Origin of the sequence: uncultured Mobiluncus sp. (assembly GCF_902488535.1) — a bacterium.
Classification (GTDB): domain Bacteria; phylum Actinomycetota; class Actinomycetes; order Actinomycetales; family Actinomycetaceae; genus Mobiluncus.
Genome location: NZ_CABTWO010000011.1, coordinates 61,099 through 77,261 on the forward strand (window position 1 = coordinate 61,099; position 16,163 = coordinate 77,261).

The window sequence follows — 16,163 nt, forward strand, 5'->3', positions numbered from 1 at the left end:
CAAACTGCGGTTTTATTGAGAAATTTGTGCAACGTGAGTGTGTCAAGAATCGTTCTTCCGAGCCGGGCTAAATCAGCGGCGTTCGGCTGGAGCTCCAAACAACGGCAGCACAGCGGACTGGCGGCGGGTCTAATTCTGATAGGTCTTCCGAAACCACGGGGCCGACACCGGACGCAAAGAAACCGGGGAAACGCCGGGTAGCCCTAGAGCCAGCGCGGTGGCCAACACTCCGACAACCGCGGAAGGATTATGTATCTGTCCCGCGAAAATCGCCGCCACCGCCTGACGCAACCCCACCCAGCGCCGCGTCATAAACGCTTCTTCGGCTTCACGCTGAAAACTGCGCTCCACAGCGGGAATCAGTGTCAAATCGCGGGCCAGGAACACGCGCAGAGCTTCGGAAGACCCGCCCGGCGTGGTGAAATAGTCCACCAGCACATCCCAGCGAGCCGCGTGTAAATCGGCTTCTTCCTCCAGCTCCCGTTGCGCCGCCCGCAGCGGATCCTCCCCCGCAATGTCCAGCAATCCCGCGGGAATCTCCCACAGGGTCGCGCCCACCGGGTGGCGATACTGGTTGATCAGCAGCACTTCCGGCTCTCCCGAAGCGCTGGCCGAGCCTTCTCGTAGCGGAACGATGGCAACCGCCCCCGGATGCTTCACAAAATCCCGCATCGCCACCCCATCACCGTAGCGAACCTGCTCGGTGAGCATGGAAAATACCTTGCCCGTAAACACTTCCCGAGAATCCACCACGGGAAACTCGGTACGTTTATCTTCCAACGGTTCTAAGTGCGAGGAGGTATCGCTCATTTGTGTTCTCCTGTTTGCGGTTCCGGGGTGCTGTGGTTTTCTCGCTGGCCCTGGCCCGCTTGGGAGCGCCGATAAAACCCCAGCCATTCGCTGGCGACTTGCTCGGTGGTCGGCCAGGTGGCGGCGCGATGCCGAGCAGACTCTTGTTTTTCATACCAGATGCTGGGGTTGGCCAGCAGTTTCGTAATGGCTTGAGCCGTGGCGTCAGCATCTTCCGTGTCCACCACAAGGCCGCCAATCCCCAGTTCCATCTCACTGGACGTTCCCGCGTCTCGTTCCCCTCCGATTAGGCTCTCACCCTGTTGACTTTCTACCGCTACTCCTGCCGGCAACAAAATATCGCGCAATTTTCCGACCGGGGCAGACACAATCGGCAAACCCAAGCTCATGGCTTCTTGGGCGATGAAGCCCCGCGACTCCCATTCGGAAGTAATGAGCAGCACGCTCGCGGCTTGCAGCCACGTGTCCAAGGACTTGCGCCACCCCAGGAAAGAAACCTGCGCATCGGTGCCGTAAGAGCGCAGACCCGCCAGCAGCTGGGGGTCTCCGTCCCCGATAACCACGCCGGTGGCCGGATAGGTCACCCGCTGCATAGCGCGAACAAACCGATCAAAACGTTTCTCTTGCTCAATAGGACCGATTCCCAACACCAGCTGACCGCGGTTGCGCAGCCGTTCCGCCGCCGCCAGCTTGGCCCAGTTGCCCACCCGCTCCTTGCGATTGAGCATTCCGGTTCGCAAGAGTTTCTCTACCCTGGGACTGACCAGGAAAGATACTGCCGAGTCGGTGTCCGCCGATGATTGCCGGTCAATCTTTGCGGTCAGGCGCAGCGAGGAGCCCGAGATGAGCGAAGCCCGGCTATCCATCCACCGAAAGAACATCCCCCGCCAGAACGTGTCGCGGCGTTCGTCGTTCAGTTCGTAAAGCGACACCAACAGCGGCGGAGCATTGGGGATAAACATGGTCAGTACCAGGGCATACAGTGCCGCTTTCAGCCCGTGAACATGAATGACATCAGAGTCCTTGAACACGTCTCGCGCCCGGCGCAACCGCCGCAGATTCGTACCCACCAGGAACAGTCTGCGCGGTTTCACAATCCACAGCGGCAAAACATTCTTAAGGCGATATAGCTTGGCGCTGGTTGGCTCGGCAATAATTCGGACATCGTGGCCTTTCGCCGCCAAAGCGCTCGATAGCGACGCTACGAAAGTTCCCATCGAGTGTGAGGCCTTGCCCATCACCATGGTTATTTTCACGATTCGCCTTCTTCCAAACGTGGTGTTTGAGGTTCTGCCGGGAGAGGATTCTGCAGGGAAGGGGTTGGCCCAAGGTCCCCGGTCATTGGTGCGGATTCGGGAGCGCGGCGAGCCGATCGAGTTTGTTTCCAAAACGGCGTGGCGATGACTTTTAATCCCGGCAAGGCGCAGACTACCGTCACCAGACCGGCCCCGAGGGTGGCCCACAGCACTCCCAGAGGCAGGTTTAGGGTCGCGACCCCCATATAGGCGAGGCGTCCCAAAACTCCGCCCAGGGCGGCTCCTGGAACAGCAACTACCAGGGATTTCAAAACCTGAACCGGAGAACCCACGTGGAGACGTCCCCACATAATCAGCAGGTAGGCCCCGGCCACGCTCATGCCCAAAGCGTTACTAACGCCCAAAGCGATGAGCGTGGCGACACCGTTACCGCGTGAAGGCGCCAAAACGAGAATCAGCAACCACCCGCTTATGGCGGCTATCCCCCACCCCAGCAACGCTGCGAAAAAAGAATGCCGTGCCCGGTTGACGGCGATAAACACTCGTGACAGGTGATAGAGCAGAGCGTAGCCCACGAGGGCGGGAGCCATCGCCACGACTGCCACTTCCAGTCCCGGAATGGGCCGATTCCACGCAAAAATCGCTGCCATACCGGGCGCCACCGCAATCAAACCGGCGACACCCAACAGAGACAAACCGGCAATCAAGGCAGTGGAACTGGTGGCCAGCTCCCCCACTTTTGCCGTCTGTCCCGCCGCGAAACGCCTGGTCAGCAGCGGGAACACGACTGTCGCCACCGGAAAAGTGAACAGCGCGTAGGGCAGCAGATAGATAGCTTGGGAATACTGGAAAACGTTGATGGTGCCTTCCACCCCGCCCCACCGGGTCAGGAATAGTGTGGCGAGCATATAGCCTTGAGCAGCCAGCAGGGCTCCGATACCGTAGGCTCCCAAAGTGAGGGCTTGCCGGAATTGTTCCCGCGGCATTTTCCACACGAGCTTCAGTCGCACCCCCACGTTCCAGACGGGAACGAAAAGCGGAACGCTCAGCACTAGCACCCCCGCGGTGGTTCCCCACGCCAGGGCGGCAATAGCGGTGTACTCGGTCGGGTCGGAGCCGCTCAAGGCACCATAGGCGGCATAGGCGCCGATGGTGATGACGGAGGAAAACGCCGGCATCAGGGCAGGCCACGCAAAGCGATGGTGGGCTTGCAGGATTCCTCCCAGCACCACGGCTATCCCATAGAGCGGAATCTGCAGAGCAAAGACCCGCAGAAAATACGCGGTCAGCGCATTTTGGGTGGTGACGTCGGACCCTACCGAAACGGGCAGTACCGCGGCGATGGGCTCGGCGGCTACGAACACCAGCAAACCCAGCGGAACCAGCAGGGTTAGTGTCCAGGTAAACAGTGCCGAGGCGATACGATTCACTTCGTCTTTCAGCGAGCCGGCAATGGCTTGAGCCAGCAGGGGAATGGTGATGGAAGCCAAAGCGCCCCCGACCACGACTTCAAAAATCACGTTGGGGATTTGGTTCGCCGAAGCGTAGGCATTGCCGACCGTGCCTGCCCCAACCCAGGTGGCTTGGGCCAACCAACGTCCGAAACCAAAAATCCTAGAGATGAGCGTCATCACCGCTACGGTCCCGGCAGCCCCCGCTAAGGCTGCTACCGGGTTCGTGACGGCTTTTTCACGCTTCCTCAAATTCGTCAACTCACCTTTCAAGCTGTTTTTCGTAACGCGCCGTTTTCGCGCGGCCTCTACGCGGGCAGACGCCCCCAGTCGTCCCCGGCTTTCAACACCGGGTGGCTTTCGATGACTTTCGAGAAACTGATTTTTTCACTGGCCAGGGTCAGGGCGGCGATTGCAGCCAAGGTCACAAGGTTGGTGCGGGTCGTTCGTCCTTGCGACCAGGTGGCGCCCAAGGCCGCTCCCAACGCGTTTGCGCCCGTGTCGCCCAGCATGGTGACTTCGCGCAGGTCTAGGGGCAAGGCCGCGGCGATTACAGCACAGTTCGTTGCGGCTATCCGCCGACGCGCGGAGTAGCATCCGCTGCGGGCGGGCAAGAATCCGGCCGCGCCCCCTAGCAGCGCCACCTTGAGGGCTCGCCCCGGTCTCAAGTCCAGCAGATTAATCAGGTTCGCGCTTCCGGCAATGACTCCGGCCTGAATCAGCCAGCCCCAAACATCGCGTCGGGGCCGGGCTGCCACAGCTCCCGTGGCCATCAGGGCCAGCATCTTAACCAGGCCAGGGCTCAACCGGCCCTCTTTCAAAGCCCCGATGTGACCGCGTAGCCCTTTCGTAGATTTATTGGTGGTGTCGCTGTCAGACATATCGTCAAAGAACCCTGCCGCACCGCTGCCAGCTGCGGCCACAGCGACCTGCAACGCTGCAGAATTACCCCGTCCCGTAATTATCTGAGCTGCCGGAAGTAGGACGCCGACCGCAGCCCCGCCCCACAGGCTCACATTCCGGCCGTGGAAATTCGTGCGCTGGAAGTTAATCTGCATAACTCGCCTTCCGGTTTAGTTCCTGGGCTGCTTGACCTAGTCTCACTGCGGTGCCGGTGCGGCGGGCGCCTCAGCCGGGGCGGGCGGAGCGGGAACTTCCGTAAAGGGCGGCACCAGTGCGGAGGCTTTCTGTTCGCTCCCCCAGGCTCCGGAGGTGCCATTCATGCGGGCCACCAAAGCAAAAGGTAGGGACAAGAGGGAAGTTTTCGTGCCGATGCTATCCACCGTGGGAACGGGGTTTCCTTCCGAACGCACCTTGGTCAACAGGTCGTTCTCTCCCTGTGCCGAACCGTAAAGAACCACGCCCGAGGCGAACGTGTTCAGGGTTTGGGCGAACTCGATGAGGTTATTCGTTCGTTTTTCCAACGCTTTCAGCTGTTTCTCGTTCTGTGGCTCCAGCGGGCCGGGACCCACGATAATCGCGGCGCGAGCCGGCTGGGACGCCGGGTTAGCGACCTGAATGAGGGGGGTTTCTTCCACTGTCAGGATTCCCGAGAGCGAATCGTTTTGGCCGGTGAAAATCAGCTGACCGACAGCGGCAGCCAGAGTAGATTCCGGAGTAGTAGCGCGGGTGGCATCGCTCAAATACTGCCTGATTTGACCGGAAAGCGCCTCCCGGTAAGCCTGTTTCGCGGGGGAGAAAAAGTTGTCTTGCAAGTTAATCTGAGCGTTGACGGTACCGCCCGCCGCGGTAACGATTTCGCTCACGGCTTTCACGTCTTCGGCCTCAGCATCGGGCAGCACCACCAGGGCAACCCCCGTACCTTGCAGGAATCCGTTAAATATCCGCGGCGCGAACTGTTCTATGGTCTGGTCTTGCACATTGATTTGAGACTGGGCCTCAGTCAGTTGCTCATTGAGCTGATTGCGATCTTCACGGAGCTTATCGACTTGACCCGTCAAAGTATCCCCGATGGGATCGGCCAGCGGCCCGGCGCCGAGGATAATCCCCACCGCCAGAGCCAAGAAAACCGCCACCAGGGAAACCAGGTGATACCGAAAATCAATCATAAGTTTTCTTCCAATCTAACTTTCACAAATTCGCTTTTAACCAATCAGGCCCCTCAGGCCATGCCACCAAGCATCCATATTCGCAGCTACCAGCCCCAAGAAGGTCTGTCCGCCGGTGGTTGCACCCAGCGCCGCCAGCATCGCCAGCAGACCAGCCACAACTAGCAAGCCCATCTGCCAGTTTGTAATCCGGGGACGATAAAGTTTGGAAACGCCCTTGGCATCGATGAGTTTGCTGCCAACTTTGAGACGAGTCAAGAACGTTGAGGACATTCCGGCACGCCCCTTGTCCAAGAATTCCACCAGAGTGGCGTGCGTGCCCAGGGCGACGATGAGTTCCGCGCCTTTCTCGTCAGATAAAAGCATCGTGATGTCCTCGGAAGTGCCGGCGGCGGGAAACACCACGTGGTCCACCCCGAGTTCCTGCACTCTGGCCAAGCCGGGGGCTTTCCCGTTGGGATAGGCGTGCACCACGATTTCCGCCCCGCAAGTCAGTGCCTTATCAGTCACGGAATCCATATCGCCCACCACCAGGTCGGGCTTCAAACCGTTCTCTAACAGCGCATCCGCTCCGCCATCCACTCCAATCAGAATGGGACGATACTCGCGAATGTAGGGTTTGAGCATCTGCAGGTCTTCTTTGTAGTTGTAGCCGCGCACCACCATCAGAACCTGGCGGCCGGTAAAGTTCGTCCGCAAATCTGGCACGCCCACGGAATCAAGAATCAAATCCCGTTCTTTCTTTAGATATTCCATGGTGTTGGCGGTGAAAGCCTCAATCTGGACTCCCAGGGAAGCTTTCGCTGCCTCCATATTGGCGGCGTTCGTTTCCTCGGTTTGCCGCACCCCTTCCGCCACGAGTTTCCCGCCACAAAAGACCTGGTTGTCCCGGATTTCGACCCGTTGGCCCTCCTTCAGGCTCATAATGTCGGAACCCAAATCGTCAATGAGAGGAATCCCCGCCTCGATGAGGACTTTCGGTCCTTGATTCGGGTAGCGTCCAGAGGTGGACTTCTCCGCGTTCAGCACCGCGGCGGGTTCGATTGCTTTCAGCGACTCAGCCGCAACCCAGTCCAAATCCTGGTGCGAAATAACGGCGACTTCCCCGGAGCCCAGTCGTTTTGTCAGGTTCTTGGTACGCGTATCGATGCGCACCAGACCGCCCAGACTGGCTCCTGTCTTTTGATTACGTTTTCGGCGAAACACTGCCATCATGACTCCGATTGTCCCACACGAGCCAGTTCGATTAACTCATCGGCGTGCGCAAGCGCCGTTTTTGTGAGCTTCGTCCCCGAAATCATCCGCGCCAGCTCCTCGCGTCGCGATTCCTGATCCAGCACTGTAATCTGGCTCTGTCCGCCGCTCTTCGTGATCTGCACTTGGCGATCTCCAAACGCCGCGACCTGCGACAGGTGGGTCACCACGATGACCTGGTATTCCTGAGCCAGACGCGCCAGCCGCCGCCCGACCTCAATGCCGGCTTGCCCGCCAATCCCCGCATCGACTTCGTCGAACACGAAAGTGCGGCGCGCCCCCGTGCTTTCATTCTGGACGGGCTGACCAGTTTGAGATAACTGGGAGCCGCCGCCGGCCAAGGTCACTTCCAGAGCCAGCATGATACGGGAAAGTTCCCCGCCAGAGGCTGCGCTGGATAATGCCAACACCGGGGCTTTCGGGTGGGGGCGCAGCATGAACTCAATACGGTCTGCTCCGTGGGCGCCCGGTTCCCGTTCGCGAACCTCCACGGTGACCCGCGTGTCTTTCATATCCAGACCCACCAGTTCCGCATTAATCGCCTTGCTGAGCGCACGCGCTGTCTTTTCGCGGGCCTCGTGCAGTTTTGCCCCCGCCTGTTTCACGGCCTGCGCCGCGGATTCCATCGCTAGGCGCAGTTGCTCTAAATGCTCCGTGCCTCCCTGCAATACCTGCAGCTCGGTGACAGTTTCCTGCCAAGCCGTGCCCAAATTTTCCGGTTCCACTCCCAAGCGCAAACTCAAATCGGTAAACGTCGCCCGCCGACTTAACGCCTCCTGCAGCGCCTCCGGGTCAGCATTCAAATCTTGCAGATAGATCCCCAGCTCGCGAGCCGCATCATCGAGGGCATAACCGGCTCCGCTCACGCTTTGCGCGACCTCTTGCAAGCTCGGATCCTCTTCCGCTGCCCGCTGTAGAGCCCGGGTGGCCACGGCTACCAAATCGGTAGCGGCCGGGGTGGAATCCGCTTCAATGGCTCCCAGTGCTGCCGCGACGTTTTCACGCAAACTTTCCACGTTGGACAGTTTCGCTACGCTGGCGCTAAGTTCCGTAAATTCGCCGTCCTCGGGCCGGAGACTGTCGAACTCTTCACAAAACCGTTCCAGCACCTCACGACGATGTTCGCGCTTTTCAGCGCTGGTTTCCCACTCAGCAAAAGCCTTTTGGGCGAGGCTCAAAGCCTCCCAGTCCTCAAGGTATTGTTCTAAAACCCGCTGATGGGCAGCGTCTCCATAAGCGTCCAAAGCGTCTCGCTGGGCCCGCTCGGTACGCAACCTTCCCTGCGCGGCTTGGCCGTGAACCGACACCAAGCTAGCACCGAACTCCCCCAATATAGCGGCAGGAACCGTGCGTCCCCCCAGGTGAGCCTTGGAACGTGAATCTAGGGGCACGACTCTTGAGACCTCAGCAACACCGTCCTCAACCACCCCGCCGGCTTCTTCCACAACAGCCCCGGCCACGCCGTCGACCAGGAAACTACCCTCCACCACGGCCTTCTGAGCACCGTGGGAAACCAGTGCGGGCTCGACTTTTGCCCCCAGCAGCCAGTCCAGCGAAGTCAGCAACATGGTTTTGCCGGCCCCGGTCTCTCCAGTTATGACGGTAAACCCCGGACCAAACTCCAGGGCAACGGAGCTAATCGTCCCTAAATTTTCGATCCGCAGTGATTCCAGCATTAGCGACCTCGCCACCCTTCTACGGGCAAGCCAAACTTTTTCACCAACCGGGCCGAGAACGGCAGGGACACCAACCGTGCCAGTTGCATATCGGTGGCGGACTTGGTAACCCGAATGGATGAACCCAGCGGCGCGGGCAAAATACGTCTCCCATCAGCCCAGACTTCGCAGTCCTGCACCTGTTGAGGCAGAACTTGAATCTCTAGTACCGACGACGGACCCAGTACCAGGGAGCGGGTAAACAAGCCGTGGGCGGCCAGCGGAGACAGCACTAAGGCTTGGACATCGGGCCACACCACCGGGCCGCCGACCGAAAAGTTATAGGCGGTAGACCCGGTGGGGGTCGACACAATCAAACCGTCCGCGCCGTACTCGGAAACCGCTTCCCCATCGACGCCAAAAGCCAAAAGGGCGGGGTGGCCTTTATCGGTGCTCAGCACCGCAATGTCATTCGCGGCCCATTCTGATTCCACTGAACCATCGGGGTGACGCACTTCCACGTCAATACACATTCGTCGTTCCACCTGGTAGTCGCCACGCACCACGCGCTCACACAGCTCGCCGAGTTCTTCCTCCTCCGCTTCGGCGAGGAACCCGACGTGCCCCAAATTCACTCCGATAACCGGAACGCCTTGACGATGGGCGATATTAGCGGCTTCCAGAATGGTTCCGTCCCCGCCTAGCACAATGATGAGGTCGATTGGTTCCGAACTCGTGCGGTCCACCACGGTGATTCCGGCATTCTCCAAGTATCCGCGCACACTCGCCGCCGCCACAATAGCGGGTTCGCGGTAATGGTGGTGGAACACCATAATGGTTCGTTTTTTACTCACCGGATTGGGCCTTTCTTGCATATTTCTGGACTAGCTGCGGGCTGGGAGGTTGATATTCACAAGTGGGTGTGGCCTCGCTGGCTCCGCAGCAATCCGCGTATCCCCCAAAATCCTGACACGTATTGTCCCAATTTTGCGGCTGTTCCGGCGTCTCGCCCCCCGGCTTGCCCCGAACTTCCTGTTCCATAACTTTCCCTTCTGTCCACTTAATTTTCTCACACCACCACGTCAATGTGCCCCCGACGTCTATGGCTGAGGCCCTCTGGCAATAGCTTCCCCAACGGCGGTTTCCAACGGTTCCCCCTCCAGGTCTGGCAGGTTTCGCTGCCGCGCCACAGACTGCGCGGTGAGGTAGAGGAAGTATTCAACATTCCCGCTGGGACCGGCCAGTCCGGCAGGAGCCACGTTCAGTACCGCCAATCCGGCCTCGTGAGCCTGGCGCGCAACGTTCTTGACAGTCTCACCGCGATCGTCTGGATCCCTGACCACACCCCCGCGTCCCAAGTTGTCACGACCGATTTCAAACTGGGGTTTCACCATCAGCAGGTACTCTGCCTGCGGGTTTGCAGCACGTTGCAGCGCCGGCAGAACCAAACCGAGAGAGATAAAGGACAAATCCCCGACGACCAGGTCTGCGGGCGGGTCGATGAGGGCGGGATCCAGCGTACGCACATTGGTTCGTTCGAGATTCACTACCCGACTGTCGCTGCGTAAGCTCCACGCCAGTTGGCCATACCCCACATCGACCGCGAACACTTTGGCGGCACCGCGGCGCAGTAACACGTCGGTGAATCCTCCCGTGGAGGCGCCCGCGTCTAGACACACCGCTCCTGCTATCTCCGGAGTTGCTGGGCCATAAAGTTCCAGATAATCCAGCGCCCCCAGCAATTTGTGAGCGCCTCTAGACGCATAATGGACTGTTTCGGGGTCGCGCAACACGATAGCCGAACTCAGCTCCACCTGTCGGGCTGGTTTCAGGGCCTCCTGACCGTCCACCAGCACCTGACCGGCAGTAATCATCTGAGCCGCTTGGGTACGGCTGGGGGCCAGGTGGCGACGCACCATCTCCGTGTCCAACCTTGCGCGTTTAACCATGATTCGCTGACAGTGCCTCGTCCCCGTTTAAGACCGTCTGCAGGTCGGCGGCAACCTTTTGCAACAGTTCCAACTGCGATTCCAAGGGTGCCTCATGGGCGGCTTCTATTTCTTCCCGGTAATCATGCAGGTCCTGAGCGTTCAACGCAGCAGGAGTGGGAACCTGATTATTCGTCATCTTCCGTCTCCTGTTCAACAACCAGTTCGGTATCGTTGCGCTCAGGATCGGCTTCGTCTCGGTCCAGGTCGTCTTCCTCGCCATAGTCGCGTTCGACTTCACGTACCACGCTAAACTCGGGGCAATCCACCCGATTGCCCTGTTCTCTGGCATACCATACGGCTGCCAGGATGGCGCGAAACTCCCCTAGGGACACTACCGTGCCGTCCTCGCTCAACACCCCCAGACCGCGGACTTCAATATCGTGACCGTTCACGCGAGCCCGCGTGTTTTCGGTGTACCACCAGCCGCGATTGCGCAGTTCCGGGCGTTCAATCGGAATTGTCAGGTCGGACAAATCCAACCCCACAAAAGTCGGCCTTTGGGCTGGCGGGGCCATCACCAGGTCGCGGGGCTGCGTGAGCCCGGTCAGCACCACGCAAGACGCCACTTGGGCATTGTTTGCTCCGACAATATCGGTAGCCAACTGGTCGCCAATGGCCAGCGCGTGTCGCTTCAAAATCCGATGTTTGCGTTCCGCCGCTTTGACCCGGTCGAACTCTTTCTCTTTCGCCAGGTCGGCTTCGCTAAGGACCACGGGTTCACTATCCGGATCCTCTTTCGCTTCACGAGCCTGCCTGGCTTGCTCTCGAGCGGCCGCCGCGGCTTCTTCGTTGGCTTTGACTTCCGCGGCGATTTCCTCATTGTCCATCAGGTAGTCCTGACAACGGTTAATCGCTAAATCGTAGATGGAGGTTTCCGGTTTACCGCACACGATCGGTTCGCTCTTGGTGGCTCGGCGTACCGCTTCCACCAGGGAACCGTTGCCGATACCGCGGCCTTTTTCGGTTGGCAGTGCGTAATCCATGTTCGTGGCCACCCACTTGGCGCCATTCGCAATGGCATAGCAGGCCTCGGACAGCTCAGCCCAGCCCACATCAAACCCGAGCCCTTGCAAAACCCCGGCAGGCTCCTGGTCAGCCGTGGACACGACTTCAAAGCCCGCCGCCTGTACGGCTTGCGGTACACCCTCGCCGCCCACGCACAGCACTTTCGACCCCGGTTCCAGCAGTTCGCTGAGTTTCGCGGCTCCATCTTGAGCTGAGGTCACGATGTCATCGGGTTTAGCTTCTACCCCAGCTGCAGCCAATTTCGCCACCACGTCCTGCGGTACGCGCGCCGCATTATTGGTCAGGAACACGAACTTTCCGCCCAATTCGCGCCCTGCAGAAATACTTTGTCCCACCCCGTCTACCGGCTGTGACCCGTTCCAGGTCACCCCGTCCAAATCGGTGAGCAGCAGCGGGTAGAGCTGAGCCAGCGGCACATTCGCCCCTTGCAGCGTGGTCGGGTTAGCCTGCTGTTCGGCTTCTTCAGCTTCTTGAATATCCAGGATTTCGACATCCTCTGGCTCCCGCGGAATGAGTGCCTGCGCGGAGTCGGCTTCCTCATCCCGTCCCAGCTCTCGCAACCGGTCAGCCTTCACGCTGAGCAACCGTCCGTATTCAAAACTCTCTGAATCGGGATCCACCTGGGCCAAGGCTGCTTCGATAACAGCCAGTCCGGTCTCGTACTCACCCAAGTCCGCCCGTGCGGAGGACTCCACCAGGGCGAGTTCAAAATGTTCCGTTCGGTCCAGATCCCCTGGCTTCACAGCTTTAATGATTTCCAACGCTTTTTCGGGGCGACCCAGACCGCGTTCGGAATCCGCTTCTACCGATTTCAACACTTCGACGCCGCTCATCCGCCGGGCGGTTTTCACTTCACGCAGCGCTTCGCTGTACTTGCCACAGGCATAGGCGGTCAAAGCGACAGCTTCGCGAACCACGTCGATACGCCAAGCCATCTTCAGGGCTGCCCGGGCATATTCATAAGCGAGTTCGGGCTGAGTGTCGAACAGTTCTGCGGACATAACCAGGTGGCGAGCCACGTTTTCCGCAGTTTCTTTCGGTAGCGGACTGAGCCGGGACCAGGCCTCTTTATCTAACATATCCCAAGTAATCGAGGCGGGGATTTCCAGGTAACGGGAACGTCCCGTAGTGCCGTGACCGCGTTTGTCCGACCCGGTGTGGCTGCGGTTGTACCCCCGGTCGTCGTAACGGGAGCGTTGTGAGCCTTGAGAACGGAATCCCGAACGTCCCGAGTCGCGTCGCTCTCCACCGCGTTCAAAGTTGCGTTTGCCGCCGCGTTCATCACGCCGCCAGTCATCACGTCCGGCACGTCCCACTCGGTCGTCACGCCGCCAGTCATCGCGACCAGCACGTCCCCCTCGGTCGTCACGCCGCCAGCCGTCACGGTCATTGTCGCGTCGAGAACGCCCTGAGTAGCCAACGCGTTTGCCGCCGCGATCCTCTCGGCCGTACTTGCCGCCTGACTTATACCCGCCTTTACGGTCGCCTTTGAAACCTCCGCGACCTTTATGTTCGTTATCTCGTTTGTCGCCGCGTGACCCGCGGCCTGCATCTGAGTCATCGCGAGACTCACCTTTGCGCTCGCGCCAATTTTCGTTTGGTTCCTCTGCCAAGTTTTCCCAAGGGCGAGGATTATCTGAAGCTGTCACTGTTATTGTCCTTTGCAATCGTTCCACTATTCTGTTTTCACCATTAAGTCTACACGTACCCAGGGTCCAAAAAATCCTCAGTCTGTTCGGCGGCGGGCTGGTCTCGGTGTCGTTTTCAAACCGTTTCCCCTTAAGATGGAGAGCATGGAAATCACAGTGGCGGCGGACGGCTCGGCCTTGGGCAACCCCGGACCAGCCGGATGGGCGTGGTACGTTGACGAAAATTGTTGGGCGGCAGGAGGCTGGAGCGAGTCCACGAACAACCGCGGCGAACTGATGGCAGTGGTGGATTTCTTGGAACGAACCGCTGGCATCCCCAACCTAACCATTCATTTCCTATGCGATTCTCAATATGTCATCAACTCGGTAACCAAGTGGATGCCGGGATGGAAACGCCGGGGTTGGCGCAAGGCTGACGGCAAAGCAGTGTTGAACGATGACCTGATGAAACGTTTAGATCAGGGTCTGGCGGGGCGAGCGGTGGACTTCCATTGGGTGAAAGGCCACGCCGGGCACACCCTGAACGAGAAAGTCGACCAGCTGGCTCGTGGGGCCGCCACCGCCTATCAACAGGGGCTTTCCCCCCGTACCGGCCCCGGTTTAAGCCCTGAACTGCGCAGCTTAACCGCCCACCCTCAGTTCGCGGCGAACACGGCTCCCCCCAGCACGACTGCGCCCACTGCACCGCCAGATACTCGAGACGCAGGCATACAGGAAACCTTGTTCTAGCCGTCCCCCGAAAAACTGTCCCCCGTGAGAAATCGGTCTCGCCGCGATAGATTGGTTATATGCAGAAACTACCCCGAGATACCGACACCCTGCTGGATGCCGCTCTAAGCCTGCCCGAACGACACATCGACAGGGTGATTGCTCGGTTGCTCGATAAACACCCAGGCATTTCCACTCCCGCGCTGATGAATCTGGTGACGCGGCGCTACGTGCGGGTGTCCCAAACAGCTTCCGCAGGAGTGGGGGCGGGAGCCGCGGTCCCCGGCTCCGGGCTGGCTCTTGGGGCCGCTTTAACTGGGGTGGAGCTGAGCGTATTTGCCGCCAACACGGCACTTTACGTGTTGACGATGGCACGACTTTCGGGCGTTCCCACCCAAAACTTGGAGGCTCGCAAAACTTTGGTTCTCTCGGCAATACTTGGGGATGAAGCCAGCAAGCTGGTCTATGACCAGGCCGGATTCGGCATCTGGAACTGGGCGCGTGCTCAAGTTGCCGATAATGCTTCCGCGACCCTGAGTTCGGTCAATAAGGCTTTGGCACAGTTCGCCGGGAAAAAAATTTCTAAAAAACTTTCGGGACACGTTGTGGGGCGTTTTATCCCCCTAGGCATCGGCGGCGCTATCGGGTTTTTCTCGGGGCGCAAACTCGCCCTGGACACAGTCAAGGGGGTCAATGCTCAGATTACCTTGCTGGCAAACCCGCAATCGGCTCCCGACTGGCGTCCTCCACTCGCTGCGCACACCCCGGACCGGGACGCAATAGAACGTTAGTGAAACTGCTCCAGCCAGGCGTGTTGCTTTAACAGGTGGTGCAGGTTGGGGTCGTCGTGTTCGTTAAAGGGATACACTTCCATGCGTTTGTCCCCGCTCCACTCGTTGAAAATTGAGTAGGTGCAGGCGGGAGGCACGTACTCGTCACTGAGCGACACTGAGAAATAGGCCGGATGATCGGCTTGTCGCGCGAAATTAACGGCATCAAAGTACGACAAGGTGGTTTCTACCTGCTCATATCGGTCCGGGTAGGCCCGCAGATAACGCTGCACTTCCCGGTAGGGCATATGGTCGTTGTGACTGACCCCATACAGCACGTTGCCCAGAGCCAAATCCGACAGTACTGCCCTCACGCCCTCGTGCCACGCCCCGACGCAGACCGCCAAGGTTCCGCCCTGGGACGCTCCAGCCACAAAAATTCGCGTCGGGTCGATAAAGTTTAAGGTCAACGCAGTGTCAATAGCCCGGTAGGCGTCAGTGATGAGGCGGCGAAAGTAATAGGTTTCGCGGTTTTCAACGCCCAGTGTAAAGAATCCGAAAGCGTGCGGAGGGGCTGGATGCGGGTCAGGAGTGGCTCCCCCGGTGCCGCAGTCTCCGCCTTGACCGCGGCTGTCCATAATGAGATGCACGTAACCGGCAGAAGGCCAGAACATGCGTTCTCCGGGTACCCCGCGTCCTACCCCGTAGCCGAGGTATTCTACGATGAGGGGTTGGTTTTTGCGTTTGGTAAATCCGGGTGCACCCGCCAGCCAGCATTTGATGTTTTCGCCGGCAAATCCGGGAAAGGTCACATCGTAAAATTCGAGGGTTTCTATCGGGCTATCGACCCTCTGCAGCTGAGCGAGCGCTGGAATCTGACGAGATTCCTGTAGTGTCTCGCTCCAGAAACTCGCGAAATCTGCGGGCATCTGGACCTGCGGTAAAAACTTTTCCAGTTCGTTTCGTTCCATATCGGCTCGCATTGTCCTCCCCGGGGATGCACCGGATGCCTTTTGACCAATTCAATTATGCTCTCTGCTGAACCTACTGAAGCAAATCCTAAACCAGTTCAACTGCGGTCCACGCTAGCAGTACAGGCTCAGGACACATTGATTCATACCGTTAAATGCGATTCGCGGGGAAACTCATAGCTTCCCCGCGAACGCATCATCTACAGAATGGCGGAATACGTTGCGTAGTCCTGGAAGACAATAGAGCTAGTGCCCTACTTCTGCATCTTCCTGTAGCTGCGCTGGTTGATGTCATCGGGACCACCATAATTACCGCCTGGGGTAATTATGGTGCCGGATTCGCCCGCGATAATCTTTCGAGCATCACTGAGCCGCCCAATCGCGGCGACATCTCCGGTCAGTTCCACGAAACGGCAAGCTGCCTCCACCTTCGGCCCCATAGAGCCGGCGGGGAAACCGCCCGCGCGCATGGCAGCGGGACTGGCGCGATGAATTTCCTTCTGTTCGGGAGTACCAAAATTCTCCATCACAGCGGGCACATCGGTCAGAATCA

The 16,163-nt window shown here is 59.1% G+C and carries 15 protein-coding genes and 1 pseudogene; 2 read left to right on the forward strand and 14 right to left on the reverse strand.

Features of this window, described 5'->3' with window-relative positions:
- Nucleotides 1-129: 129 nt before the first annotated feature.
- Genes RDL66_RS05355 through RDL66_RS05410 form a run of 12 tightly spaced genes read right to left on the reverse strand, consistent with a single transcriptional unit; the run spans nt 130 to nt 12,591 of the window.
- The gene (locus tag RDL66_RS05355; protein WP_308535738.1) at nt 130-810 is read right to left on the reverse strand and encodes an NUDIX hydrolase; all 681 of its coding nucleotides are present in this window, start codon (nt 808-810) and stop codon (nt 130-132) included.
- The gene (locus RDL66_RS05360; protein ID WP_308535739.1) at nt 807-2,066 is read right to left on the reverse strand and encodes a glycosyltransferase family 4 protein; all 1,260 of its coding nucleotides are present in this window, start codon (nt 2,064-2,066) and stop codon (nt 807-809) included. The genes RDL66_RS05355 and RDL66_RS05360 overlap by 4 nt, the downstream gene beginning before the upstream one ends.
- The gene (murJ, locus tag RDL66_RS05365; protein WP_308535741.1) at nt 2,063-3,769 is read right to left on the reverse strand and encodes a lipid II flippase MurJ; all 1,707 of its coding nucleotides are present in this window, start codon (nt 3,767-3,769) and stop codon (nt 2,063-2,065) included. Before murJ ends, RDL66_RS05360 begins: the two co-directional genes overlap by 4 nt.
- A 56-nt stretch (nt 3,770-3,825) precedes the next feature.
- On the reverse strand, nt 3,826-4,575 hold the full coding sequence (locus RDL66_RS05370; protein ID WP_308535743.1) for a beta-carotene 15,15'-monooxygenase: 750 nt from the start codon (nt 4,573-4,575) through the stop codon (nt 3,826-3,828).
- Nucleotides 4,576-4,617: 42 nt separating this feature from the next.
- On the reverse strand, nt 4,618-5,586 hold the full coding sequence (locus tag RDL66_RS05375; RefSeq protein ID WP_308535744.1) for a copper transporter: 969 nt from the start codon (nt 5,584-5,586) through the stop codon (nt 4,618-4,620).
- Nucleotides 5,587-5,622: 36 nt separating this feature from the next.
- A complete protein-coding gene (gene steA, locus RDL66_RS05380; RefSeq protein ID WP_299294420.1) occupies nt 5,623-6,801 on the reverse strand; it encodes a putative cytokinetic ring protein SteA in 1,179 nt (392 codons plus the stop codon).
- On the reverse strand, nt 6,798-8,516 hold the full coding sequence (gene recN / locus RDL66_RS05385) for a DNA repair protein RecN (RefSeq protein ID WP_308535746.1): 1,719 nt from the start codon (nt 8,514-8,516) through the stop codon (nt 6,798-6,800). Before recN ends, steA begins: the two co-directional genes overlap by 4 nt.
- On the reverse strand, nt 8,516-9,370 hold the full coding sequence (locus RDL66_RS05390; protein WP_374042906.1) for an NAD kinase: 855 nt from the start codon (nt 9,368-9,370) through the stop codon (nt 8,516-8,518). Before RDL66_RS05390 ends, recN begins: the two co-directional genes overlap by 1 nt.
- Entirely contained in the window at nt 9,342-9,536 is a 195-nt protein-coding gene (locus RDL66_RS05395) for a trehalose phosphatase (protein ID WP_308535748.1), read from the reverse strand. The genes RDL66_RS05390 and RDL66_RS05395 overlap by 29 nt, the downstream gene beginning before the upstream one ends.
- A gap of 59 nt (nt 9,537-9,595) precedes the next feature.
- Entirely contained in the window at nt 9,596-10,444 is an 849-nt protein-coding gene (locus RDL66_RS05400) for a TlyA family RNA methyltransferase (RefSeq protein ID WP_308535749.1), read from the reverse strand.
- Nucleotides 10,437-10,622 (reverse strand): thioredoxin, encoded by a 186-nt coding sequence (locus tag RDL66_RS05405; protein WP_299295730.1) that lies wholly within the window; start codon nt 10,620-10,622, stop codon nt 10,437-10,439. The genes RDL66_RS05400 and RDL66_RS05405 overlap by 8 nt, the downstream gene beginning before the upstream one ends.
- Nucleotides 10,612-12,591, reverse strand: a complete 1,980-nt coding sequence (locus tag RDL66_RS05410) for an HAD hydrolase-like protein (RefSeq protein ID WP_308535763.1) — start codon at nt 12,589-12,591, stop codon at nt 10,612-10,614. The genes RDL66_RS05405 and RDL66_RS05410 overlap by 11 nt, the downstream gene beginning before the upstream one ends.
- A 705-nt stretch (nt 12,592-13,296) precedes the next feature.
- Here RDL66_RS05410 and RDL66_RS05415 point away from each other — a divergent pair.
- Together RDL66_RS05415 and RDL66_RS05420 are read left to right on the forward strand one after the other, a co-directional pair.
- On the forward strand, nt 13,297-13,890 hold the full coding sequence (locus RDL66_RS05415) for a ribonuclease H (protein WP_308535752.1): 594 nt from the start codon (nt 13,297-13,299) through the stop codon (nt 13,888-13,890).
- 59 nt (nt 13,891-13,949) lie between these two features.
- Nucleotides 13,950-14,660: a hypothetical protein gene (locus RDL66_RS05420; RefSeq protein WP_308535754.1), complete on the forward strand. Its 711-nt coding sequence runs from the start codon at nt 13,950-13,952 to the stop codon at nt 14,658-14,660.
- Here the strand turns inward: RDL66_RS05420 and RDL66_RS05425 are convergent.
- Nucleotides 14,657-15,610 carry an acetylxylan esterase gene (locus RDL66_RS05425; protein WP_308535755.1) on the reverse strand — a complete coding sequence of 318 codons (954 nt, stop codon included), beginning with the start codon at nt 15,608-15,610 and terminating at the stop codon, nt 14,657-14,659. The two genes, RDL66_RS05420 and RDL66_RS05425, sit on opposite strands and share 4 nt — an antisense overlap.
- Before the next feature lie 254 nt (nt 15,611-15,864).
- Nucleotides 15,865-16,163: pseudogene (locus RDL66_RS05430) on the reverse strand (carbamate kinase); the annotation flags it as partial.